24 protein-coding genes, 1 tRNA gene and 1 pseudogene are annotated in these 22436 nt (G+C 71.8%); 10 read left to right on the top strand and 16 right to left on the bottom strand.

All coding sequences use genetic code 11. The annotated features are described in order from the left end of the window. Positions 1 to 45 precede the first annotated feature (45 nt). From PSEJ31_RS0109065 to PSEJ31_RS0109050, 4 genes are all read left to right on the top strand, one after another. Entirely contained in the window at positions 46 to 477 is a 432-nt protein-coding gene (locus PSEJ31_RS0109065; RefSeq protein WP_084220842.1) for a DUF5329 domain-containing protein, read from the top strand. A 29-nt stretch (positions 478 to 506) separates the two neighbouring features. Next, positions 507 to 713, top strand: coding sequence for a PspC domain-containing protein (locus PSEJ31_RS0109060; RefSeq protein WP_037034920.1), 207 nt, complete (start codon positions 507 to 509; stop codon positions 711 to 713). Between the two features lie 17 nt (positions 714 to 730). Then, complete coding sequence (locus PSEJ31_RS15920) at positions 731 to 1162, top strand: hypothetical protein (protein ID WP_125076941.1); 432 nt, start codon at positions 731 to 733, stop codon at positions 1160 to 1162. A 145-nt stretch (positions 1163 to 1307) separates the two neighbouring features. After that, positions 1308 to 1547: a hypothetical protein gene (locus tag PSEJ31_RS0109050; RefSeq protein WP_037034918.1), complete on the top strand. Its 240-nt coding sequence runs from the start codon at positions 1308 to 1310 to the stop codon at positions 1545 to 1547. Between the two features lie 253 nt (positions 1548 to 1800). Here PSEJ31_RS0109050 and PSEJ31_RS0109045 read toward each other — a convergent pair. The 13 genes from PSEJ31_RS0109045 to PSEJ31_RS0108985 all read right to left on the bottom strand — a co-directional run bounded on the left by PSEJ31_RS0109045 (position 1801) and on the right by PSEJ31_RS0108985 (position 11474). Next, positions 1801 to 1886, bottom strand: a tRNA-Leu gene (locus tag PSEJ31_RS0109045). A 32-nt stretch (positions 1887 to 1918) separates the two neighbouring features. Beyond that, the gene (locus PSEJ31_RS0109040; RefSeq protein WP_028915274.1) at positions 1919 to 2509 is read right to left on the bottom strand and encodes a cysteine dioxygenase family protein; all 591 of its coding nucleotides are present in this window, start codon (positions 2507 to 2509) and stop codon (positions 1919 to 1921) included. Between the two features lie 69 nt (positions 2510 to 2578). Continuing rightward, positions 2579 to 3724: a homoserine O-acetyltransferase gene (locus tag PSEJ31_RS0109035; RefSeq protein ID WP_028915273.1), complete on the bottom strand. Its 1146-nt coding sequence runs from the start codon at positions 3722 to 3724 to the stop codon at positions 2579 to 2581. 80 nt (positions 3725 to 3804) lie between these two features. Beyond that, on the bottom strand, positions 3805 to 4827 hold the full coding sequence (locus tag PSEJ31_RS0109030) for a cytochrome C biogenesis protein (RefSeq protein WP_084220841.1): 1023 nt from the start codon (positions 4825 to 4827) through the stop codon (positions 3805 to 3807). Next, positions 4821 to 5282: a cytochrome c-type biogenesis protein gene (locus tag PSEJ31_RS0109025; protein WP_083852385.1), complete on the bottom strand. Its 462-nt coding sequence runs from the start codon at positions 5280 to 5282 to the stop codon at positions 4821 to 4823. Before PSEJ31_RS0109025 ends, PSEJ31_RS0109030 begins: the two co-directional genes overlap by 7 nt. Positions 5283 to 5287: 5 nt before the next feature. Next, the gene (locus PSEJ31_RS0109020; RefSeq protein ID WP_019397674.1) at positions 5288 to 5863 is read right to left on the bottom strand and encodes a DsbE family thiol:disulfide interchange protein; all 576 of its coding nucleotides are present in this window, start codon (positions 5861 to 5863) and stop codon (positions 5288 to 5290) included. Further along, complete coding sequence (locus tag PSEJ31_RS0109015) at positions 5860 to 7782, bottom strand: heme lyase CcmF/NrfE family subunit (protein ID WP_028915271.1); 1923 nt, start codon at positions 7780 to 7782, stop codon at positions 5860 to 5862. Before PSEJ31_RS0109015 ends, PSEJ31_RS0109020 begins: the two co-directional genes overlap by 4 nt. 69 nt (positions 7783 to 7851) lie before the next feature. Continuing rightward, the gene (ccmE, locus tag PSEJ31_RS0109010) at positions 7852 to 8319 is read right to left on the bottom strand and encodes a cytochrome c maturation protein CcmE (RefSeq protein WP_019397676.1); all 468 of its coding nucleotides are present in this window, start codon (positions 8317 to 8319) and stop codon (positions 7852 to 7854) included. Beyond that, on the bottom strand, positions 8316 to 8489 hold the full coding sequence (gene ccmD / locus PSEJ31_RS0109005; protein ID WP_028915270.1) for a heme exporter protein CcmD: 174 nt from the start codon (positions 8487 to 8489) through the stop codon (positions 8316 to 8318). Before ccmD ends, ccmE begins: the two co-directional genes overlap by 4 nt. Next, positions 8486 to 9235 carry a heme ABC transporter permease gene (locus PSEJ31_RS0109000; RefSeq protein ID WP_028915269.1) on the bottom strand — a complete coding sequence of 250 codons (750 nt, stop codon included), beginning with the start codon at positions 9233 to 9235 and terminating at the stop codon, positions 8486 to 8488. Before PSEJ31_RS0109000 ends, ccmD begins: the two co-directional genes overlap by 4 nt. A gap of 220 nt (positions 9236 to 9455) precedes the next feature. After that, complete coding sequence (ccmB, locus tag PSEJ31_RS0108995; protein ID WP_028915268.1) at positions 9456 to 10145, bottom strand: heme exporter protein CcmB; 690 nt, start codon at positions 10143 to 10145, stop codon at positions 9456 to 9458. Continuing rightward, on the bottom strand, positions 10142 to 10780 hold the full coding sequence (ccmA, locus tag PSEJ31_RS0108990; protein WP_028915267.1) for a heme ABC exporter ATP-binding protein CcmA: 639 nt from the start codon (positions 10778 to 10780) through the stop codon (positions 10142 to 10144). The genes ccmB and ccmA overlap by 4 nt, the downstream gene beginning before the upstream one ends. A gap of 190 nt (positions 10781 to 10970) precedes the next feature. Further along, complete coding sequence (locus tag PSEJ31_RS0108985) at positions 10971 to 11474, bottom strand: DUF3293 domain-containing protein (RefSeq protein ID WP_028915266.1); 504 nt, start codon at positions 11472 to 11474, stop codon at positions 10971 to 10973. 67 nt (positions 11475 to 11541) lie between these two features. Here PSEJ31_RS0108985 and PSEJ31_RS0108980 point away from each other — a divergent pair, with 67 nt between their 5' ends. The 3 genes from PSEJ31_RS0108980 (at position 11542) to PSEJ31_RS0108970 (ending at position 14170) form a co-directional block, all read left to right on the top strand. Next, the gene (locus tag PSEJ31_RS0108980) at positions 11542 to 12699 is read left to right on the top strand and encodes a pyridoxal phosphate-dependent aminotransferase (RefSeq protein ID WP_028915265.1); all 1158 of its coding nucleotides are present in this window, start codon (positions 11542 to 11544) and stop codon (positions 12697 to 12699) included. Positions 12700 to 12821: 122 nt separating this feature from the next. Next, positions 12822 to 13631 carry an amidohydrolase gene (locus PSEJ31_RS0108975; protein ID WP_019397683.1) on the top strand — a complete coding sequence of 270 codons (810 nt, stop codon included), beginning with the start codon at positions 12822 to 12824 and terminating at the stop codon, positions 13629 to 13631. A gap of 89 nt (positions 13632 to 13720) precedes the next feature. Continuing rightward, the gene (locus PSEJ31_RS0108970) at positions 13721 to 14170 is read left to right on the top strand and encodes a hypothetical protein (protein WP_019397684.1); all 450 of its coding nucleotides are present in this window, start codon (positions 13721 to 13723) and stop codon (positions 14168 to 14170) included. Positions 14171 to 14393: 223 nt separating this feature from the next. On the opposite strand, the gene rluB is transcribed toward PSEJ31_RS0108970, so the two are convergent. From rluB to PSEJ31_RS0108955, 3 genes and pseudogenes are all read right to left on the bottom strand, one after another. Then, on the bottom strand, positions 14394 to 15812 hold the full coding sequence (rluB, locus tag PSEJ31_RS0108965; RefSeq protein ID WP_019397685.1) for a 23S rRNA pseudouridine(2605) synthase RluB: 1419 nt from the start codon (positions 15810 to 15812) through the stop codon (positions 14394 to 14396). Between the two features lie 16 nt (positions 15813 to 15828). Continuing rightward, positions 15829 to 16611, bottom strand: a pseudogene (gene scpB, locus PSEJ31_RS15915) (SMC-Scp complex subunit ScpB); the annotation flags it as partial. A gap of 35 nt (positions 16612 to 16646) precedes the next feature. Next, positions 16647 to 17564, bottom strand: a complete 918-nt coding sequence (locus tag PSEJ31_RS0108955) for a ScpA family protein (RefSeq protein ID WP_019397687.1) — start codon at positions 17562 to 17564, stop codon at positions 16647 to 16649. Positions 17565 to 17971: 407 nt separating this feature from the next. Between PSEJ31_RS0108955 and PSEJ31_RS0108950 the strand changes: the two genes are divergently transcribed. From PSEJ31_RS0108950 to PSEJ31_RS0108940, 3 genes are all read left to right on the top strand, one after another. After that, positions 17972 to 18271 (top strand): YciI family protein, encoded by a 300-nt coding sequence (locus PSEJ31_RS0108950; protein WP_019397688.1) that lies wholly within the window; start codon positions 17972 to 17974, stop codon positions 18269 to 18271. A gap of 88 nt (positions 18272 to 18359) precedes the next feature. Continuing rightward, the gene (locus PSEJ31_RS0108945; RefSeq protein WP_028915264.1) at positions 18360 to 19415 is read left to right on the top strand and encodes a LacI family DNA-binding transcriptional regulator; all 1056 of its coding nucleotides are present in this window, start codon (positions 18360 to 18362) and stop codon (positions 19413 to 19415) included. A 49-nt stretch (positions 19416 to 19464) separates the two neighbouring features. After that, on the top strand, positions 19465 to 22434 hold the full coding sequence (locus PSEJ31_RS0108940; RefSeq protein ID WP_028915263.1) for a TonB-dependent receptor: 2970 nt from the start codon (positions 19465 to 19467) through the stop codon (positions 22432 to 22434). Positions 22435 to 22436: the final 2 nt, after the last annotated feature.

Genomic DNA, 22436 nt, shown 5'->3' with positions numbered 1-22436 from the left:
CCGGCGCCGCCCGGCCAGACTTCGCGCCATCCCCGGAAGCCGACCATGAGCGCCACCGGCCATCCCGACCTCACCAAGCACTTCCCGCGGGCCGCGCGCCGTGCCCCCGGACGGGCACGGGCCAGCGCCTGCCTGCTGGCCCTGGCCCTGGTGCCAGCCGCGCTGGCCAATGCCGGGAGCGATGCCGAAATCCGCGCCCTGATCGCGGCGCTGGGCGACTCCGGCTGCCGCTTCCAGCGCAACGGCCGCTGGCACGAGGCCGCTGCCGCGCGCGAGCACCTGCAGCGCAAGTACGAGCATGCCCGCCGCCGCGGCCTGGAGGGTACGGCCGAGGAGTTCATCGAGCGTGCCGGCACCCGTAGCAGCCTGACCGGACGCCCGTACCGGGTGGCCTGCCCGGGCGAGCCTGAACGCCCGGCGGGCGAGTGGCTGCGGCAGCGCCTGCAACGACTGCGCGGCGACGCGGGGCAGCGCTAGACTCCGGCCAGGTACCATCGGAGTCGGCCATGAGTGCAACGTCCACGAGCGGCCTGGCCCGCTCACTCAACGACCGCATGATCGCCGGCGTGCTGGGCGGCATTGCCCGCCGTTTCGGCTGGAGTTCGACCTGGCTGCGGATCATCTACGTGGTCGGTTCGGTCGTATCCGCCGCCTTCCCGGGCGTGCTGGTCTACCTGATCCTGTGGCTGCTGATCCCGAACGAGTCCGATTGAGCCGCGCCGCCCGCGTCCTGCGTGGGCTTGCCCTGGTGCTGGGCGTGGTGTGGGCCTCGCCCTGGACGCTGCTGGGACTGCTGGCGGGGCTGGCGGGGCTGCCGCTGGGCGCGCGCCTCCGCCTTGCCCGACGCGAACGGGCGCTGCTGTTTGCCGGCTACCCCTGGGGACCGGGCGGGGCGATGACCCTGGGCAACGTCATCCTGTCCACCGGACCCGACCTCGACGCCAGCTGCGCCACCTACGAGCACCGCGCCGGCCGCTGCCGCCAGCGGCAGGTGCGCCTTGGCGACCACGAACGCGCCCACGTCTACCAGTACATGCTGCTGGGGCCGCTGTTCGTGCCGGTCTATTTCCTCTGCGGCGGGATTTCGGTGCGCAACCCGCTGGAGCGCGCCGCCGACCACTACGCCCTGCATGGCCATGGCTGGTGGCCGTGGCGCCGCTAAACGCCGGCTGACTGTCCCCTGCCTGCAACCACCGTGTCCCCGGGTGGAAACACGGTCTGGCTACGTTGGTTGCACGTGTTCCTAACGCCCAGGTGTCCACACTCCCCGGCCTGGTCGGACAAGAACAAGAAGAAGAGGAAAGGCCATGTCGTCGATAGTGCTTTACGTGGGCGGAAGCAAGGACGGGAAGCGGGGCTTCGTGCCCAACGGCTTCACCAAGTCCATGCTGGAGACCGCCGAACATGGACGCGAGATCTACGTCGAGCGGATGGTGCGCCTGGCCCGCTACGGGACGGTGCGGATCATGGCGCTGGAGAGCCTGTGCGAAGACCTGGTCGCACGGCTGGCCGGAAGGCATTTCGAGGCGGCCGCCCAGGCGGCCTGACCTCGGCCAGGGGGGGCGGCGGCCCCGCGAAGGCCGCCGCCCCCGGCGGCAGGGAAACCGGAGGGCCCGCGCAAGCGGGCCCTTTTCGTTGGGGGCAGGGTCCTGACGGCACGGCCGGGCCGGGTTCCGGCCTGGCGTGGCGCAAGGTGGGGCGGGGGCTGCGCGGCGGTGGTGCCGGTCGGGAGTGGGCCGCGACATGGTTCGCGCGCGGAAACGAGGACGCCCCGGCCGTCGGACCGGGGCGTCGCGTATCTGGTGCCGAAGGTGGGACTCGAACCCACACGGTTTTAAGGCCGGCGGATTTTGAGTCCGCTGCGTCTACCATTCCGCCACTTCGGCGCGGGCGCGCAGTATAGCGGACCGCGGGGCGGCTAAGCGGCCGGATCGGTACACAGCCGGCGCTCCTCGCGCCGGGTCCAGCCGGCCGGGCCGCTGGCCCCGTCCTCCGGCACGAATACGTGGCAGCGCAGCAGCGGGTGCTGGTAGACGTGCAGCGACACGGCCACCGCGTCGGCCTGCGGATTGCGGATGGCGTGGTATTCGTGCGGTGGGATCAGGCTACCGGCCGAGCCGGGCGCGGCCTCGATGTCGTCCACCGCCTCGAAGCGCCAGCGCTCGCCGTCGCGTTCGGCCGGTTCGTAGCGGGTGATGGCCAGCCGCCCGTGCCACACGCCCTCCACGCACCAGGCGCCGTCGTGGTCGTGGATATGGGTGCCCTGGCCGGGCCCCCAGGTCATCGCCACCACGCTGTAGCCCAGGTCCGGGCTGGTGTAGAGCTCGCGCCGGGCGTAGTGGTCGCAGATCGGCTGCAGCACCTGCGGCGGCAGGCCGACCTCGCGGTCGGCGAACAGCGCGACCAGGGTGCGGCGCAGGGCCGCGGTCACCGCCTGGCATTCGCCCAGCGCCACGGCCGCGTCCAGCGCGGCCACCATCTTGTGCTTGCCCGGGAAATCCACGCCCATCGCCTGCCGGAACGTACGCGGCGGCAGGGTAGCGGCGCGGACGTTAGAAGTATGTTTCGAAGGAAACGATCATAGCCGATCGAGGAAGCCGCGGACCGCCGGGCCGAAGCGCCCGAAATCCACCAGGAAGGCATCGTGGCCCTGCGGCGAGTCCATGCCCAGGAACTGTGCATCGGCGCCGCCGCGGGCCAGGCCCTCGGCCACTTCCTGCTGCTGCTGCACCGGGAACAGGATGTCGGTGCTGGCGCCGATCGCCAGCGCGCGCTCGATGCGGACCGTGGCCAGCCCGGCCAGCACGTCGCCGTTGCCGTACTCGGCCACGTCGAACCAGTCCATCGAGCGGCTCAGGTACAGGTAGCAATTGGGGTCGTAGCGGCGCACGAAGCGCCGGGCATGGCCTTCCAGGTAGCTTTCGACCTGGAATTCCAGGCCGAACGGGTCTTCCTCGCCATTGCCGTTGGCGAACGGCGAGCTCTGGTCCAGGCGCACGCGGCCGAAGCGGCCGTCCCATTCCAGCGCCGAGCGGTAGGTGATCACGCCCAGCTTGCGGGCGATGCGCATGCCCGACTCGGGCCAGGTGTCGTGGTCGTAGTTGCCGCCGTTCCAGTTCGGGTCCAGGCGGATGGCCTCGCGCTGCAGCGAGCGCACGGCGATGGAGAAGGGCAGGGCGCGCGCGCTGCCGGAGATGTTGATGTGGCTGCGGGCGATGCCCGGGTGGCGCAGCAGCAGCCCGAGCGCGGTCATGCCGCCCATCGAATTGCCGATCACGCAGGCCAGCTGGGCGATGCCCAGGCCGCGCACCACCGCGGCGGCGGCATCGGCCACGTCCTCGATCGACAGCTCCGGGAACGCCAGCCGGTAGGGCTGGCCGGTGGCCGGATCCAGCGAGGCCGGGCCGGTGGAGCCCTTGCAGCTGCCCAGCGCGTTGACGCAGATGACGAACCAGCGCCCGGTATCGATCGGCTTGCCGGGGCCGAGCATGGCTTCCCACCAGCCCGGCGCGGGATCGTGCGGGCCGGAGGCGGCATGCGCGTCCGGCGACAGGCCGGTGAGGATCAGCACCGCGTTGTCGCGGCCGGGCGCCAGGGTGCCCCAGGTTTCGTAGGCCACGCGTGCGCCGTGCAGCACGCCGCCGCGCTTCATCGGGAAGGGCGAGGGCAGCGCATGGAAGCGGCTGCCGGGCGGGATGAACTCGTATGCGGACGCCGATGCCATAGGCGGCGCAGTGTAACGGCATCGCCCGCGCGCCGCTGGCGCCGGTGACGGCTGAAACGATCCGCGCGGCCGCGCGGCGCTCAGGGTGCCGGCGCGCCGATGACCAGTTCGACCGCCTCGCCGGCCGGCAGGCGTACCCGCACCGGGGCCGATTCCACGTCGCCCTCGCCGCGGCTGGCGCTGCCGGCGGCGGAAATCCGCGCCAGCACCTCGACTTCCTGCAGCGCCGACAGCTTCTGCGTCGGCATCGGGCTGTCGCGGTCGTCCAGCACCACCTCCAGCGGCAGGTCGCGCACGCGGTGGCGCTCCACCGCCACCGGCATCGGCGGGCCGCCGGGCACGCGCGCCAGCACGAACACCACCGCCTCGCCGTCCGGCTGCGCGCGTGCGGCGTAATCCGGATCCAGCGCCACCTTCACCGTCAGGCCGGTGCCGGGCGCCGGCGCGGCCGGCGCATCCAGCGACGGCAGGCCGGCATCGGCGCGCGCCGCGTCGATCTGCAGCCGCAGGCTGCGCGCGGTGGCCTCGTCCACGCCCGGCAGCAGCGCTTCCCAGGTGCGCGCGGCCGCGGCGGCCTGGCCGGCCTGGCGCTGGGCCACGCCGATGAACCAGCCGGCGCGGGCATGCCCGGGCACCAGCTGGCGCGCGCGCTGCAGCCAGGCCACGGCCTGTTCGTCGAACAGGCGTTGCGGATGGGCCAGGGCGCGGGCCTCGGCGGCGTCGACCAGCAGGTCGGGTTCGTCGGGCGCGTAGTCCAGGGCGCGGGCATAGGCGTCGCGCGCGGCGGCGGCATTGCCCAGGGCGGCCTGGGAGCGGCCCAGCAGCACCCAGCCCTCGGGCTGGGCCGGATTGCGTTCCAGTTCGGCGGCCAGCTGCGCCACCGCGTCCTCCAGGCTTTGCGGCGCGTCCGCCGCGGCCACCGGCGCGCGCAGCGCCGCCGGCGTGCCTACCGCCAGGTACAGCCCGCCGGTGCCGGCGCACAGGGCCAGCGCGCCGACCGCGACCGCCAGCGGCCGGCCCAGCGGCCGCAGTACCCACAGCGCCACGGCCAGGACCACGGCCACGGCCAGCAGGGCGAACAGCAGCACGGAGGTGTTCACCATTCCTGCTCCGGGGGATCGTCGTCTTCGCGCGCGGGCGCGGCCTGGGCACGGCGGCGCACGATGCTCCACACCACCGCCGCGCCACCCAGCAGCACCAGGCCGGGACCGAACCACAGCAGCCAGGTATGGCGGTCCACCCTGGGCCGGTACAGCACGAACTCGCCGTAGCGTTCGACCAGGTGCTGCTTGATCTGGGCGTCGCTGCGGCCCTGGCGCATCAGCGCCAGCACCTCGCGGCGCATGTCCTGGGCGATCTGCGCGTTGGAGTCGGCCAGCGACTGGTTCTGGCACATCACGCAGCGCAGCTCGGAGGTCAGGGCGTGGAAGCGGGTTTCCTCGGCGGCGTCGCGGAAGCCCGGTGGTGCCTGGTCGCCGGCGGCCTGGGCGAAGGCGGCCGGCGCTTGCGCCAGGGCCAGCGCCGCGGCCAGCAGCAGGCACGGCGCGCGGGCGGCCATGGCGCTCACCGGCCGCGCTCCACCTGCTCCAGCGCCGGCAGCAGGCGTTCGGCCACGACCTGCTCGGTCAGCGGGCCGGTGTGCTTCCAGCGCACCACGCCGGCGCCGTCGACCAGGAAGGTCTCCGGCGCGCCGGCCACGCCCCAGTCCAGCACGTAGCGGCCCTCGTAGTCGGCCAGCACCACGAAGAACGGGTTGCCGAACTGTTCCAGCCAGCGCAGCGCGTCCTCCGGCTCGTCCTTCCAGTTGTAGCCGACCACGCGCACGCGGCGGGTCTCGGCGAAGCGGGTCAGCACCGGGTGCTCCTCGCGGCAGGCCACGCACCAGCTGCCCCAGACGTTGAGCACGTAGGGTGCGCCGCGCAGCTCGGCCGAGCCCATCTGCACCGAGGGGTCGTGCAGCACCGGCAGCACGAATTCCGGCGCCGGCTTGCCGATCAGGGCCGAGGGCAGCACGTCGCGGTCGGCGTCGCCGGAGCGCATCACCCCGTGCAGCATCAGTCCCAGCAGGCCAAGGAAGAACAGGGCGCCGATCACCACGGCGACCACCGGCAGGCCCTGCGGTTTGTGCGGAGTGTTCATGCGGTCTTCTCCTTGGTGGCGCGGCGGAAGCGGCGGTCGCCGGCGGCCACCAGGCCGCCGAGCGCCATCAGCGCCGCACCGCCCCAGATCCAGCGTACGAACGGCTTGACGTGCACGCGCACCGCCCAGGCGCCGTCGCCGAGCGACTCGCCCAGGGCGACGTAGACGTCGGCGGCCAGCCCGGGGCGGATGCCGGCCTCGGTCATCACCTGGCCGCCGCTGGCATAGGCGCGCTTCTCCGGGTGCAGCAGGGCCAGCGGGCGGCCATCGCGCAGCACCTGCACGTGGCCGCGGTCGGCCAGGTAATTGGGGCCGCGCAGCCGGTCCACGCCCTCGAAGCGGAAGGCATAGCGGCCGAGCTCCAGGGCCTGGCCCGGCTTCAGCGCCACTTCGCGCTGCACGTTCTGCGCCTCGACCAGCAGGGCCCCGACCACGAACACGGCCAGGCCCAGATGGGCCAGGACCATGCCCCACATCTCGGCGGTCAGGCGGCCGCTGTTGCGCAGCCGCGCCCAGACGAAGCGCAGCGTGCCCAGCCCGACCCAGGCCGCGCCGGCGACGCCGGCCGCGGTCTTCCAGCTGCCCTGCGGCGCGGCGAAGTACGCCACCGCGCCGGCGACCAGGGCCAGGCCCAGCCACGGCAGCAGCAGCGCCGCGACCTTGGAGGCCTGGTCGCGCTGCCAGCGCACCAGCGGGCCCAGCGGCACCAGCGCCAGCAGCGGCGCCATCAGCACGAAGAACAGCAGGCCGAAGTAAGGCGGGCCGACCGAGATCTTGCCCAGCTCCAGCGCATCGGCCAGCAGCGGGTACAGCGTGCCCAGCAGGATCATCGCGCACGCGCTGGCCAGCAGCAGGTTGTTCAGCAGCAGCAGGGTCTCGCGCGAGGCCGGGCGGAAGCCGGCGCCAGGGTCCAGGCGCCCGGCGCGCAGCGCGTACAGCAGCAGCGAGCCGCCGATCACCAGGCCCAGGAACACCAGGATGAACAGGCCGCGGGATGGATCGGCGGCGAAGGCATGGACGCTGGTCAGCACGCCCGAGCGCACCAGGAAGGTGCCCATCAGCGACAGCGAGAACGCGGCGATGGCCAGCAGCAGGGTCCAGCCGGGGAAGCTGCCGCGCTTCTCGGTCACCGCCTGCGAGTGGATCAGCGCGGCGCCCACCAGCCAGGGCATGAACGCGGCGTTCTCCACCGGGTCCCAGAACCACCAGCCCCCCCAGCCCAGCTCGTAGTACGCCCACCAGCTGCCCAGGGCGATGCCCACGGTCAGGAACGCCCAGGCGACGTTGGTCCACGGCCGCACCCAGCGCAGCCAGCGCGCATCGATGTGGCCATCGAGCAGGGCGGCGATGGCGAAGGCAAACGGCACCGAGAACCCGGCCCAGCCGACGTACTGCATCGGCGGGTGGATGATCATCCCGGGGTCCTGCAGCAGCGGGTTGAGGTCGCGGCCCTCGGCCGCCGCCGGCAGCAGGCGCTCGAACGGGTTGGAGGTGAAGATCAGGAAGGCGAGGAAGCCGCAGGCGACGATGCCCAGCACCCCCAGCACCCGCGCCACCACCGCCTGCGGCAGGGCGCGGGAGAAGGCCGCCACCAGCGCGTTCCAAACGCACAGCACCAGCACCCACAGCAGCAGCGAGCCCTCGTGCGAGCCCCACACCGCCGTGTAGCGGTAGACCATGGGCAGCAGCGAGTTGGAATTGGTGGCCACGTAGCGGACCGAGAAGTCCTGCGACACGAAGGCCCAGGTCAGCAGGGCGAAGGCGCCGCCGACCAGGGCCAGCATCGCGTAGCTGGCCGGGCGGGCCACGGCCATCAGCCGCGGTTCGCCGCGGTGGGCGCCGGCCAGCGGCAGCAGCGCCTGCAGCGCGGCCACCAGCAGCGCCAGGGCCATCAGCACCTGGCCCAGTTCAGGCAGCATGGCTGCCTCCTGCGGCATGACAGGAAGCTTGCGTTCCCCGGGCGGACGTCCCGACGCGGGCCAGGGCCATCACTGCTGTTCGGTCCCGGGTGCCGGCACCTGCACCTCGTGCTTCTGGTGCGCCACGCCCATCTTGTCGGCCACTTCCTTGGGCATGTAGGTCTCGTCGTGCTTGGCCAGCACGTTCTCGGCCACGAACACGCCGTCTTCCATGCGCCCGGTGGCCACCACCGCCTGGCCCTCGCGGAACAGGTCGGGAAGGATGCCGGTATAGCGCACCGGCAGCTGCGCATCGCCGTCGGTGACGCGGAAGCTGGCTTCCATGGAGCCGGCGGCGCGCTGGAACGAGCCCTTCTCGACCATGCCGCCGAGCCGGAAGCGGGCGCGTTCGCCGGCCTCGCCCCGCAGCACTTCGGCCGGGGTGTACAGGTAGGCGACATTGCGCTGGAGGGCCATGGCGACCAGGGCGGTGACCAGGCCGGAGGCCAGCACCACGACCAGCACCAGCAGCAGCCGGCGGCGGCGTTGCGGATTCATCGGGTCAACTCCACGTCCACCGGGCGGGCGGACGACTTGCGGTCGCGGCGCGCGCGCAGGCGCGCGGCGCGCAGCTGGCGCCGGACCTGCAGCCGCGGCGCGAGGAAATCCCACAGGAACACGGCGGCGAACACGGCGTACGCGCCGACCACGTAGGGCAGGTAGCTCATGCGTCGCCTCCGGCCAGCTTGCGCACCCAGTCCTTGCCGGCCTCGCGCCGCAGGTTGTCGGCGCGCGCGCGCGCCAGCAGCGAGCCGGCGAACCAGAACTTGGTGCCGGCCACCATCCACCACAGCGGCGCCATCATGCTCGGATCCATGCTGGACTGGCCGAACACGCGGATGGTCTGGCCCTGGTGCAGCGAATCCCACCACTCCACCGAGTAGCGGATGATCGGCAGCAGGGCGACGCCGACGATGGCCAGCAGTCCGGCGGCGCGGGCCGAGGCACGGCGGTCGTCGCCGGCGTGGTACAGGCCGATCACGCCCAGGTACAGGAACAGCAGGATCAGCTCGGTGGTCAGGCGCGGATCCCAGTCCCACCAGGTACCCCACATCGGCTTGCCCCAGATCGAGCCGGTGGCCAGGGTGATCACGGTGAAGCCGGCGCCGATCGGCGCGCAGGCCATGGCCAGCACCTCGCACAGCTTGATCCGCCAGACCAGGCCGATGGCCGCATAGAGGGCCATCAGCGCGAACACGAACAGGCTCATCCAGGCCGAGGGCACGTGGATGTAGAGGATCCGGGCGCTGTCGCCCTGCTGGTAGTCGGCCGGCACCTGGAACAGCGCCAGCCAGGCGCCCACGGCCAGGGTCAGCAGCGCCGCGCCCCAGCACCACGGGGCCCAGCGCGCCGCGAAGCGGTCGAAGTACGGCGGTGAGCCGAGGAGGTGGAACCAGCGGATCACCGGGTTCATGGAAGGGGTCGCATCGCTCGCAGTTGGCGCCGGCGGGCGGAAGCCTGCCGGACGGGCTCGTTCAGGGCATTTTTCCAGACTGGCCCCCATGGGCCAAGCCGGACGCATGGACAAAATGTCCACCCCGACGGGCGCATCCGGCGCTGCGGGGCGGTTCGGTACGCGGACCATGCTGCGGCCCGTGGCGACATTCTGCCTTGATCAGGCGCAATGCGCCGGTTCAGCCCTGGGCGATGCGGATCGCCGCGGCCGCGGCCAGTGGCGCCAGCACCGCGCTGGCGACCAGGCCGGCGCCCATCAACAGCAGCGCGCCGGTGGGGTCCAGGCCCTGCGCGGCGGCGGCCACGCTGCCGGCGCCGAACACCAGGACCGGCACGTACAGCGGCAGCGCCAGCAGGGCGACCAGGATGCCTGAGCGCTTCAGCCCCACGGTCAGGGCGGCGACCACCGCGCCCAGCAGGCTCAGGATCGGCGTGCCCAGCAGCAGGGTCAGCATCAACACCGGCAGCTGCGCCCGCGGCAGGTACAGGAACTCGCCCAGCACCGGCACCACCAGCAGCAGCGGCACGGTGGTGGTCAGCCAGTGGCCGAAGGTGCGCACCGCCACCAGCCAGGGCAGCGGTAACGGCGCCAGCAGCCACTGCTCCAGCGAGCCGTCCTCGGCATCGCCGCGGAACAGGCTGTCCAGCGACAGCAGGCCGGCCAGCAGTACCGCCACCCAGATCGCATAGGGGGCGACGTGGTCGCGCAGGATCTCGCGCCCGCCGCCCATGGCCAGGGCGAACATCACCACCACCAGCAGGGCGAACAGGGCCGGCTGCAGGGCGTCGCCGCGGCGGCGCCAGACCAGGCGCAGGTCGCGCAGCAGCAGGGCGCGGGCCGACTGGCGCAGGCCGGGTACGGCGCTCATGCCTGGCCTCCCAGCAGCAGCATGCGGGTGCGCACCGGCGGCGCGGCATAGGCGCCGTGGGTGGTGACCAGGGCGGCCCCGCCATCGCGCAGGTGCGCGGAAATCATGCGGTTGACCAGGTTGATGCCGTCCAGGTCGAGGTTGGCGTAGGGCTCGTCCAGCAGCCACAGCGGCGCCGGCGACAGCCACAGCCGGGCCAGGGTCACGCGCTTCTTCTGCCCGGCCGACAGCTGCCGGGCCGGGGCGTCCTCGTAGCCGGCCATGCCCGTGATCTCCAGCGCCGCCTCGATCTGCTGGCCCTCGCGGCGGCCGTGCAGGCCGCACAGGAAGCGCAGGTTCTCCAGCACCGTCAGTTCGCCCTTCAGCGCCGGGAGGTGGCCCAGGTAGGCCACGGCGCGGGCGCGCAGCTCGGGCGAGGCGGGCTTGCCCTGGACCAGGACCTGGCCGGCGTCTGCGCGCAGCAGCCCGGCCAGCACCCGCAGCAGGGTGGTCTTGCCCACGCCGTTGCCGCCTTGCACCAGCAGCGCCTCGCCGGCATCGACGGCGAAATCCAGCGGGCCGAACACCGGCTCCTCGTTGCGGGCGAACGCCAGGCCATGGGCGGCCAGCAGCGGGGCGTGGGCGGTATCGGTCATCGCCGCGCATTGTAGCCGCGGGCGCTGGCGTGGCACTTGCCCGCACGCATTGCGTGGAGATGGCGCGTCCGGTAGCAAGCCGCCGGTCCTCTACCCACGGAGGAAGGCCAGGGGGCGGGATGCCGGGGTGTGGGCTGCGCCGGGGGACCGGCCCTCTCCTCCGATTCCCTCGTAGTGGGAGGGAGGGCGCCTACGGGGCTGGGACGACCCACTTCACGCAGCCCGTGTCGATGCCCTCCAGTCCTTCCGCCGGCGGCGCGAGGTACATCCGCAGCCTGACTGCCTCGCCAGCCCGCCAGTGCAGCACGCCCGCCTGGCCGAAGCGGCGGGCGAGGGCATCGGTGTCGGCGGTGGACAGGTCGGCGACCAGCCACCCCGGCTCCGGCCAGTTGCCTTCGGCGTCGCTGGCGAGGGTGGGCAGGCGGCGCAGGCCGAGGGCATCCAGCTCCGCCTGCAGGACGGCGTCGGCCTGGCGGTTGTCCGCCTCGGGGCGCGGCCGCGAGCCGGGGTTCCAGGCAGTGATCACGGTCCAGCAGGTGGCCGGCAGGGCCGCGGCCAGCGCCGGCGGGGCGCGGTGTCCGGGCCGGAGCAGGCAGCTTCCGCCCGGGGCCAGGACCTCGTAGCGGGCGTCCAGGTAAGCCGCCAGCAGTTCCCCCGGGGCAGGCGGCGTGGCGGGAATGTGCTTATGCGCCATGGCCCATCATCCCCCGGCGGCCGCATTGCGTACACTCGCCCCTCCACGCGACTCCCCCGACGCCGAGATGCCAGTACAGATCCCGCCGACCAAGCTGCCCCGGGTGGGCACCACCATCTTCACCGTGATGTCGCAGCTGGCGGCCGAGCACGGGGCGGTCAACCTGGGCCAGGGTTTCCCGGACTTCCCGGTGCCGCAGCGGCTGGTGGACGAGCTGGACCGGGCCATGCGCGAGGGCCACAACCAGTACGCGCCGATGACCGGCGCGCCGGTGTTGCGCCAGGCGATCGCCGCCAAGGTACTGCGCTGCTACGGCGCGCAGGTTGATCCGGACGGCGAGATCACCGTCACCAGCGGCGCCACCGAAGCCATCTTCAATGCCATCCACGCGGTGGTGCGCCCGGGCGAGGAAGTAATCGTGCTCGACCCGGCCTACGACTGCTACGAGCCGGCAATCGAGCTGGCCGGTGCGCGCGCCGTGCACGTGCCGCTGGACCCGGCCACCTTCGCCGTGGACTGGGAGCGGGTGCGTGCCGCGGTCACGCCGAAGACCCGGCTGCTGATGATCAACAGCCCGCACAATCCCTCCGGCGCCATGTTCAGCGCCGACGACATGCGCGAGCTGGCCGCGCTGCTGGACGGCACTCGCATCCTGCTGGTGTCCGACGAGGTCTACGAGCACATCGTGTTCGACGGCCGCCGCCACGAGTCCGTGCTGCGCTGGCCGCAGCTGCGCGAGCGCGCCTTCGTGGTGTCCAGTTTCGGCAAGACCTACCACTGCACCGGCTGGAAGGTGGGCTATGCCATCGCCCCGCCGGCGCTGAGCGCCGAGTTCCGCAAGGTCCACCAGTACAACGTGTTCTGCACCTTCGCCCCGGCCCAGCACGCGTTCGCGGCGATGATCCGCGACGAACCGGAGCACGACGAGCAGCTGGGCGCGTTCTACCAGGCCAAGCGCGACCGCTTCCGCGAGCAGCTGCTGGGCACCCGGCTCAAGCCGCTGCCGGTGCCGGGCGGCTACTTCCAGCTGGTGGACTATTCGGAGGTCAGCGACCTGCCGGACCACGAGTTCGTGAAGTGGCTGACCATCGAGAAGGGCGTGGCCGCGATCCCGCTGTCCCCGTTCTACGAGAACCCGCCCCCGGGCCAGCGCCTGGCCCGCCTGTGCTTTGCCAAGAACGAGGCAACGCTGGACGCGGCAATCGAGCGCCTCCAGGCACTGTGATTGGGGATTGGTGATTCGTGATTCGAAGGAGCGGAACCACATGATCGCTATCTGTCCGACACCCCCAGCAAGTCGCCCTTTCGCCAATCACTAATCATCAATTACGAATCACGAGCCCAGCAATGCAGGATTTGCGCATCTCCCTCGTCCAGGGCGACACCCGCTGGCACGATCCGGCGGCCAACCGCGAGTACTACGGGGCGCTGGTGGCGCCGCTGGCCGGGGCCACCGACCTGGTGGTGCTGCCGGAGACCTTCACCAGCGGCTTCTCCAACGAGGCGATCGACCGCGCCGAGGGCATGGACGGACCGACCGTGGCCTGGATCCGGGAGCAGGCGGCCAGGCTGGGGGCGGCGGTCACCGGCAGCGTGCAGCTGCGCACGGAGGAGGGCGTGTTCAACCGCCTGCTGTGGGCCACGCCCGACGGCGCGCTGGCGCACTACGACAAGCGCCACCTGTTCCGCTACGCCGGCGAGCACAGGCGCTATGCGCCGGGGCGGCAGCGCCTGACCGTGGAGTGGAAGGGCTGGCGGATCAATCCGCAGGTCTGCTACGACCTGCGCTTCCCGGTGTTCTGCCGCAACCGCTACGGGGTGGAGCGGCCGGACGGGATGGATTTCGACCTGCAGGTGTTCGTCGCCAACTGGCCCGCGCCGCGCGCGCATGCCTGGAAGACCCTGGCGCGGGCGCGGGCGATCGAGAACCTGTGCTACGTGGCCGCGGTCAACCGCGTCGGCCGCGACGGCAACGGCCTGGAGTACAGCGGCGACAGCGCGGTGATCGACTTCCTCGGCCAGGACCAGGTCGAGGCCCATGGCCGCGAGCAGGTGCTGACCACCACGCTCTCGGCCGCGGCCCTGGCCGCGCATCGCGAGCACTTCCCGGCCATGCTCGACGCCGACCCGTTCGAACTGCGCGACCCGGCCCGCTGAACCGCGGCCGACGGATGGCGGCCCCGGTGCACGGCACGGCGACGGAAGCCTGCTATATGCTCCGGCGCACGATCCTTCCGGAGGCTGCCATGATCCGACGTCCGCGTTCCGCTTCCCGTTTCCTGGCCACCGCCCTGGCGCTTGGCCTCGGCGTGCTGGCACTGCCCCAGGCACAGGCCGGCGAGGTGGACTGCAAGCTGCGCTTCAACCTGGAAGGCTGGTCGGTGTTCTACAAGACCGCCACCGGCACCGGCGTCATTACCTGCGACAACGGCGCCAGCCGCGCGGTGAGGATCACCGCCAAGGGCGGCGGCCTGACCTTCGGCAAGTCGAAGATCGAGAACGGCGTGGGCGAGTTCTCCGGCGTCAACAGCATCGCCGAGACCCTGGGCACCTATGCCGCGGCCGAGGTGCACGCCGGCGCGGCGAAGTCCAGCAAGGCCCAGGTCATGACCAAGGGCGATGTTTCCCTGGCGCTGGCCGGCACCGGCAAGGGCTGGGACCTGGGTGTCGCGTTTGGCAAGTTTGTGATCGAGTGATTCGGGATTCGGGATTCGGTGAGCCCGGGTCCGGAGGGCCGCCGGGCTGGCGGAGTGGTCGCGATCGCTCTTCTGATGCGCTCGTGATGCGCAGGCGATAACCGGGCAGGAACCGGTTCCGCATCGGCCGCGAGCGGAGTTTCCAGGCCCCGGAAACGGACCTGCCCGCGCTGGGCGGGCAGGTGGGTGCGGCTCCGTGGAGCCGCGATCGGACCAGCGGGGCTTAGCCCTGGCGCGGGCCGCGGCCGCCACGGCCGCCGCCGCCCGGACGGCCGCCGCCACCGGGGCGCTTGGCGCGGTTGCCGGCGTTGCCGCGTGGGCCGCGGTCCTGGCCCGGGGTGGCGTGGTCGGAGGGGAAGTGCACGGCGTTGCCCGGATGGCCATAGGGACGCGCCGCCTTGCGCGCGCCCTGGCCGGCGCCCGGCTTGCCGGAGCGCTTGCCGCCCGGGCCGGCGTTGCGGTGGCCGCTGGGGCCGGTGGCCACGCCCTCGGGCACGTACCAGGTGCGGAATGCGGCCGGGTTGCCGTCCGGCAGCGGCTTCAGCGCGCCCTTCTGCTTGCGCTGCTTGAACGGCTTCTGCGACTGCTTGGCCGCCATCTCGCCGCTGACGGTGAGGCCGCCGTGCGGCTTCTTGCCGCCGCGGCCGCCGCGACGGTCCTCGCGCACGTGGTCGAAGCGGCGCAGTTCGCGGCCCTCGTCGGCGGTGTTGTGGCCGTTGACGTAGGCCTGCCCGCCCTGGCGCACGTGCAGCGCGGTCTTGGCCGCGCGGCGCTGGCCAATCACCGGCTGCAGGGTCAGGGTGGAGGGCGCGTTGGCGTCCAGGCCCAGCTCGCGGCGCAGGGCGTCGACCTGCTCCTGCGGCAGTTCCTGCGACTGCCCGCGCAGCAGCTCGCGCGGCAGGCTGATGTTGCCGTAGCGCACGCGCTTGAGGCGGCTGACCTGGCAGCCCTGCGATTCCCACAGGCGGCGCACTTCGCGGTTGCGGCCTTCCTTGACCACGACCTTGAACCAGTCGTGCGAGTCGGTGCCGCCGATGCGCTCGATCTGGTCGAACTTGGCCGGGCCGTCCTCCAGGGCCACGCCGCGGGCGAGGCGGTCGACCACGTTGTCCGGCACGCGCTCCTGGCCTTCCGGTGCGCGCACGCGCACCACGTACTCGCGCTCGACCTCGTGCGAGGGATGCATCATCGCGTTGGCGATCTCGCCGTCGGTGGTCAGCAGCAGCAGGCCGGTGGTGTTGATGTCCAGGCGGCCGATCGCGATCCAGCGCGCGCCCTTGAGCCGCGGCAGCGACTCGAAGATGGTCGGGCGGCCCTCGGGATCCTCGCGGGTGGTCACTTCGCCTTCGGGCTTGTTGTAGACCAGCACGCGCGCCGGCTCGGTCAGGGCCGAGGCCACGAAGGCCTTGCCGTCGAGTTCGACGCGGTCGCCGCTGCGGATGCTCTGGCCGACCTGCGCGACCTCGCCGTTGACCTTCACCAGGCCGTCGGCGATGCGCTGCTCCAGCGCGCGGCGCGAGCCGAGGCCGGCCTGGGCCAGCACCTTGTGCAGGCGCTCCTCGATCTTCGCGGCCGGGGCGGCGTCCTCGCTGCGCTTGAGCGAGAGCTTGCCGAGGGTCTTGCGTGGGGTTGTTTCAGTCATGGGTATTGCTCCGGCCTTCGGTATCGTCCGGGGCCTGGGTTGCGGGACCGGCGGCCGTATCGGCGGCCTCCGGCGAGTGGGGGGTGTCCTGGGCGGCGGCATCGGCCGCGCCTGCATCGGTTGCCGCCTGGGCGTTGGCGCCGGCCTGGCCCTCGGCGGGGTTCGCGTCCGCGTCCTGCGGCTGCGCCCCGGCGTCGCCGGCGTCGTTGGCGGAGACGCCGGCCGCGGCCGGGGCTGCGTCCGGATCCAGCGGCAGTTCCGGTTCCAGCTCGCCGATGTCCTTCAGTTCGGACAATGGCGGCAGTTCGTCCAGCCGCTTTAGGCCGAAGTAGTCCAGGAACTGCTTGGTGGTGCCGTACAGGGCCGGGCGGCCCGGCACGTCGCGGTGGCCGACCACGCGGATCCACTCCCGTTCCTCCAGCGCCTGGATGATGTTGCTGCTCACCGCCACGCCGCGCACCTGCTCGATCTCGCCGCGGGTGATCGGCTGGCGGTAGGCGATCAGCGCCAGGGTCTCCAGGGTGGCGCGGGTGTAGCGGGTCTTGCGCTCGGTCCACAGGCGGGCCACCCAGGGGTGGACCTCGGCCTTGACCTGGAAGCGGAAGCCGGAGGCAACCTCCACCAGCTCCACGCCGCGGTCGGCGCAGGCCTCGCGTAGCTGTTCCAGCGCCGTTTCCACGGCCCCCGGCGGGATCGGTTCGTCCTCCGGGAACAGGCCGCGCAGCTGCGCCAGCGGCAGGGGCTGGTTGGCCGCCAGCAGGGCAGCCTCGACGATGCGGTTGATCAGCGCCTGGTCCATGAATCTCGCAGGATCGGTTGAAGGGTGGGGCGGGCTTACTCTTCCGCCGCGGCGGAGGAGTCGTCGCCCTCGTCGAACTCGCTGTGGAATTCGAGCGGGGCATTGGTGTTGCCGACCGCCAGCGACTTGACGTAGATCGGCGCCAGCGGTGCGTCCTGGACGATGTCCAGCAACTGCTCCTTGGCCAGCTCGAGCATGGCCAGGAAGGTCACCAGCACGCCCAGGCGGCCTTCCTCGGGGGTGAACAGCGACTCGAAGCGGTGGAAGCGGCCGTCGTCCAGCCGCTGCAGCACCTCGCCCATGCGCTGGCGGACGCTCAGCGCCTCGCGCCGGATGGCGTGGCCGCTGAACAGCTCGGCCCGGCGCAGCACGTCGTGCAGGGCCAGCAGCATCTCGCGCAGGTCCACCGGCGGCGGCAGGCGGATGGCCTGGCGGTCCGGCACGTGGGCCTGCACCGGCAGGGTGTCGCGTTCCATGCGCGGCAGCGCGTCCAGGTCCTCGGCCGCCTGCTTGAAGCGCTCGTACTCCTGCAGGCGGCGCACCAGCTCGGCGCGCGGGTCGGCTTCCTCGCCGTCCTCGTTCACCGGCCGCGGCAGCAGCATCCGTGACTTCACCTCGGCCAGGATCGCGGCCATCACCAGGTACTCGGCGGCCAGTTCGAAGCGCAGGTCCTGCATCACGTTGATGTAGTCCACGTACTGCCGGGTGATCTCGGCGACCGGGATGTCCAGGATGTCCAGGTTCTGGCGGCGGATCAGGTACAGCAGCAGGTCAAGCGGGCCCTCGAACGCGTCGAGGATGACTTCCAGCGCATCCGGCGGGATGTACAGGTCCTGCGGGATCTGCAGCAGCGGCTGCCCGTGCACGATCGCCAGCGGCATTTCCTGCTGCTGCGGTGCGGACGGCTGCTGCGGCGTTTGCAGGGTCGCGTCTTGCGCGGGTTCGGAACTCATCTGCTCGGAAAGCCATGCCCGGGTAGGGGCGCACGCAGCGCCCCGGGGCGGGAACGCGGTGCCACCTGCGGATGGCGGACGTCGCCGTGGGGACGGGACGGGCGCCTGTAAGCACATCAATACAGGCCCAGGTCGCGCGGGGCGGCGGCCGGGTGCCGGGGAGGTCGTCTGCGTGGCGGTTCGCGGTCAGCGGATCGGTCGTCGGTCGGCCGGGTGTGGAGCGGGATACCGCGCCCGGATTCCCCTGTACGGGCTGGCAGCCCTTGCAGTCTGGAGCCGACGGGCCGCTGCTTCACGGCCGCATGTGGTGCCAAGGGTAAGCGCTGCCCGGCGGCGTGTCCAGCACCGCGGTGCATGGCCGGACAGGCGGCAGATACAATCCGGGCCAACGCGTGCGGGAGCCAGCCATGTGGTACGTGATCGAGGGACATGACGCCGAGGGCGCGCTGCCGCGCCGGCGCCAGGCGCGACCGGCGCACCTGGCGCGGCTGCAGGCCCTGCGCGAGGCCGGGCGCCTGCTGGTGGCCGGGCCTTGCCCGGCGATCGATGCCGAGGACCCGGGCCCGGCCGGCTTCAGCGGCAGCGTGGTGATCGCGCAGTTCGACTCGCTGCAGCAGGCGCGTGCCTGGGCCGGGGCCGATCCCTACGTCGAGGCCGGGGTCTACGCGCGCGTCGAGGTGCGGCCGTTCCTGCCGGTCCTGCGCTGAGGAACGCGCCGCGGAACCTTGACGCCGCCTTGGCGTCCCGCATGGAAACGTTTACATTCGCGTCACGTTTCCGCGCAGGAGCCGTCCGATGGTACGCCCGGTCGTCACGATCCGCGATGTCGCCCGCGAGGCCGGGGTCTCGGTGGCCACCGTCTCGCGCGCGCTCAACGGCCACGCCAACGTGGCCGAGCCGGTGCGCAAGCAGGTCGAGGCGGTGGCGCAGCGCCTGCGCTACAGCCCGCACGGCGCCGCGCGCAGCCTCAGCAGCCGCAGCACCCAGACCATCGGCGTGGTGCTGCCGGACCTGCATGGCGAGTTCTTCTCCGAGCTGATCCGCGGCATCGGCGCCGGCGCGCGCGCGCGCCGCAAGCACATGCTGCTGTCCAGCTACCACGGCGACCCCGAGCAGCAGGCCGCGGCGTTGCGCGCGATGCGCGGGCGGGTCGACGGCCTGCTGGTGATGTCGCCGTTCGCCGACCAGCCCGGGTTCCTCGAGGAGAACCTGCCGCCATTGCCCGCGGTGCTGGTCAACACCCACCAGGCCGAGCCGGCCTGGCCGGCGTTCGAGGTGGACAACCACGCCGGGGCGATGGCGATGACCGCGCACCTGCTCGCGCTGGGCCACCGCCGCATCGCCTTCATCGCCGGCCCGGAGCCCAACTACGACGCGCAGGAACGCCTGCGTGGCTTCCGCGAGGCCATCGCCGCGCATCCGGGCGCGAGCGGATGCGAGTACCCGGGCGATTTCGACGAGGCTTCGGGGCACCGCGCGGGGCAGGCGATCCTCGCCGCGGGCGAGCGTCCGCAGGCGGTGTTCGCGGCCAACGACATGATGGCGCTGGGCTGCCTTTACGCATTCGCGCAGGCCGGCGTACGGGTGCCGCAGGACATCGCGCTCGCAGGCTTCGACGACATCCCGCTGGCGCGTTTCGTTCACCCGTCCTTGACCACGATGCGAGTGAGTATCGCGCAACTCGGAGGACGCGCAGTGGAGCGCCTGCTCGACCAGATCGAAGCCGGCGCGGACGTGGCCGGACCCGCATCGGGCGAGGTGGCGGACCGGCACGTGCTGGCACCGGAACTGGTGGTGCGCGCATCCAGCGGGGGCCCGGAGCATCCCGCGTCCGGCACCGGTCCGGGCTAGACGAACGAAGGCCTGACCGCATCAGGCCCATCCATCCTGGGAGGGAGCGATGAAACGCATTGGAACCGATCGGCCCGCGCGCAGCCTGCTGAGCCTGGCGTTGGCAGGCTGCCTGGCGCTGGGTAGCGGCGCGGCGCTGGCGCAAAGCTCGGCCGCGACCATCCGCGGCCACGTGCATGCCGATTCCGCGCCCGCGGCCGGCGCCACCGTCACCGCGGTCAACACCGCCACCGGCCTGCGGCGCAGCGTGCGCGTGTCCGGCGAGGGACGCTACACCCTGGCCGGCCTGCCGCCGGGCACCTATCGCGTGGAGGTCGACGCCAACGGCCAGACCGCCTCCCGCGAGCTGACGGTGCAGGTTGGCCAGACCGCGACCGTGGACCTGGGTGTGGGCGGCCTGCCGGAGGGCGCGCCGACCGGCGAGGCGACCACCCTGGAGGCGGTGCAGGTCACCGCGCAGGCCGCGGTGGAGACCCGCACCTCGGAGGTGGCCAGCTACGTCACCCAGAAGCAGATCCAGGCGCTGCCGCAGAACACCCGCAACTTCCTCGCCTTCGCCGACACCGCGCCGGGCGTGCAGTTCATCACCGACGCCAGCGGCAACACCCGGATCCGCTCCGGCGCGCAGAGCGCCAACGCGGTCAACGTGTTCATCGACGGCGTGGGCCAGAAGAACTACGTGACCACCGGCGGCATCAGCGGCCAGGACACCAGCCGCGGCAACCCCTTCCCGCAGTCGGCGATCGGCGAGTACAAGGTCATCACCCAGAACTACAAGGCCGAGTTCGACCAGCTCAGCAGCGCGGCGATCGTGGCCGCCACCCGCTCCGGCTCCAACGAGTTCGAGGGCAGCTTCTTCTGGGACCGCACCAGCACCGAGTGGCGCTCGCGCAGCCGCTTCGAGGAGCGCGAGGGCGCGACCAAGGCCGAGAGCAAGCAGGAGCAGTATGGCGTCAGCTTCGGCGGCCCGATCATCCGCGACGTGGCCCACTTCTTCCTCGCCTACGAGGCCAAGGAGTACCAGACCCCCCGCAACTTCCTGCTCGGCCGCGGCTACACCCCCGACCAGTTGCCGCCCGACCTGCGCGAGCAGTACGGCACCGGCACCTACACCTCGCCGTTCAAGGAGGACCTGTACTTCGCCAAGGTCGACTGGCTGTTCGGCGAGAACCACTACTTCGAGCTCACCGCCAAGTACCGCGACGAGAGCGAGACCATCCAGGTGCAGGACCAGCGCCTGCCGCCGGCGGCCACGCTCAACACCAACGAGGAGACCCGGGTCGACCTGCGCTACCAGCTGACCGCGGGCGACTGGCTCAACGACGCCCACATCACCTACGAGGACGCGTTCTGGAGCCCGTTGCCGGCCAACTTCGTGCCCGGCTACTACCTCAGCGACGGCAACTGGACCGACACCATCGTCCGCAGCGGCGGCAGCGACAACTACCAGGACAAGGGCCAGAAGGGCTGGTCCTTCCAGGACGACCTCACCTACAGCGGCTGGGACGGCCATACGCTGAAGATGGGCATCAAGTACAAGAAGGTCGACCTGAAGACCCTGGAGCAGAACAAGTACAACCCGGTCTTCTACTACGACATCAACGAAAGCCTGGACGTGCCGGTGCACGTGGAGTTCGGCGCGCCGGTCGCCGGGTTCGGCAACGGCACCGCCTCCTCCGGCAACAAGCAGTTCGGCATCTACATCCAGGACGACTGGGAGGTCAACGAGCACCTGACCGTCAACCTGGGCGTGCGCTGGGACTACGAGCAGACGCCCAGCTACGAGGACTACGTCACCCCGCAGCAGGTGGTGGACGCGCTGCGCGCCTCCAACGCCGCGCTTCCGGGCTCCAGCGTGGACGTCGAGGACTACATCAGCACCGGCAACAACCGCAAGGCGGACAAGGACAACTGGGCCCCGCGCCTGGGCTTCTCCTGGGACTTCTTCGGCGACCAGCGCCACGTGCTGTTCGGCGGCGCCGGCCGTTCCTACGACCGCAACCTGTTCGACTACCTGCAGAACGAGATCTCCAAGGCCAGCTGGGGCCAGTACACCTACGACTTCGACACCCCGGCCCACCCCTGCGACACCGCCACCGGGGCGACCTGCCGTGCCTGGGACCCGCGCTACCTGGATCCGGAGTTCCTGCGCGCCTCGGCCAGCGTGGCCGGCGCGCGCGAGGTGTTCCTCAACCACAACGACCTGGAGGTCCCGTACTCGGACCAGTTCAGCCTCGGCATCCGCGACACCTGGGCGCTGGGCGGGCACGACTGGAGCACCGAGCTGACCTTGTCCTACGTGCGCAGCCACGACGGCATCGCGTTCCTGCTGGGCAACCGCCGCGACGACGGCAGCTTCTTCCCCTCCGATCCGCCGGACGCGACCGATCCGCCGCCGTGGGGCATCGGCTTCGCCCCGTTCTCCAACCTGATCCTGGCGCAGAACGCGCTGGAGACCCGCACCCGCTCGGTCTACCTCAAGGTGGAGAAGCCGTACACCAACGCCTCGCCGTGGGGCGTGACCCTGGCCTACACCTGGACCGATTCGGAGCAGAACAGCCCGGTCGACGGCTGGCCGGGCGCATTCAACGCCGAACGGATCGAGGATTACGGCTGGTTCCCGGGCAAGGTGCCGGAGAACCGGGTGGTGCTGACCGGCATCTGGGACGGCCCCTGGGGCACGACCTTCTCCGGCAAGGGCACCTGGGCCGACGCCACCCCGCGCTACTACCAGAACTGCAACGTCTCCGCCTGGGCGTACTGCTACTACGACAGCTACACCCCGGACGAGGAGTTCAAGCAGCTGGACGTGGCGCTTGAGAAGGTCTGGGACACCGGCGGCGGAATCAGCTTCCGCGTGCGCGGCGACGTGCTCAACGTGTTCAACTGGTCCAACTACGACGGCTACGAGGACTGGCGCGGAGGCGCGGGCGAGCCGCAGAATCCGGCCTGGGGCACGCCGTTGTCGATCGCCTTGCCGACGCGCACGTTCAAGCTGACGCTCGGGATCGACTGGTGAGC

The organism is Pseudoxanthomonas sp. J31 (assembly GCF_000510725.1).
GTDB lineage: Bacteria > Pseudomonadota > Gammaproteobacteria > Xanthomonadales > Xanthomonadaceae > Pseudoxanthomonas.
This window is presented reverse-complemented; position numbering and strand designations above follow the sequence as displayed.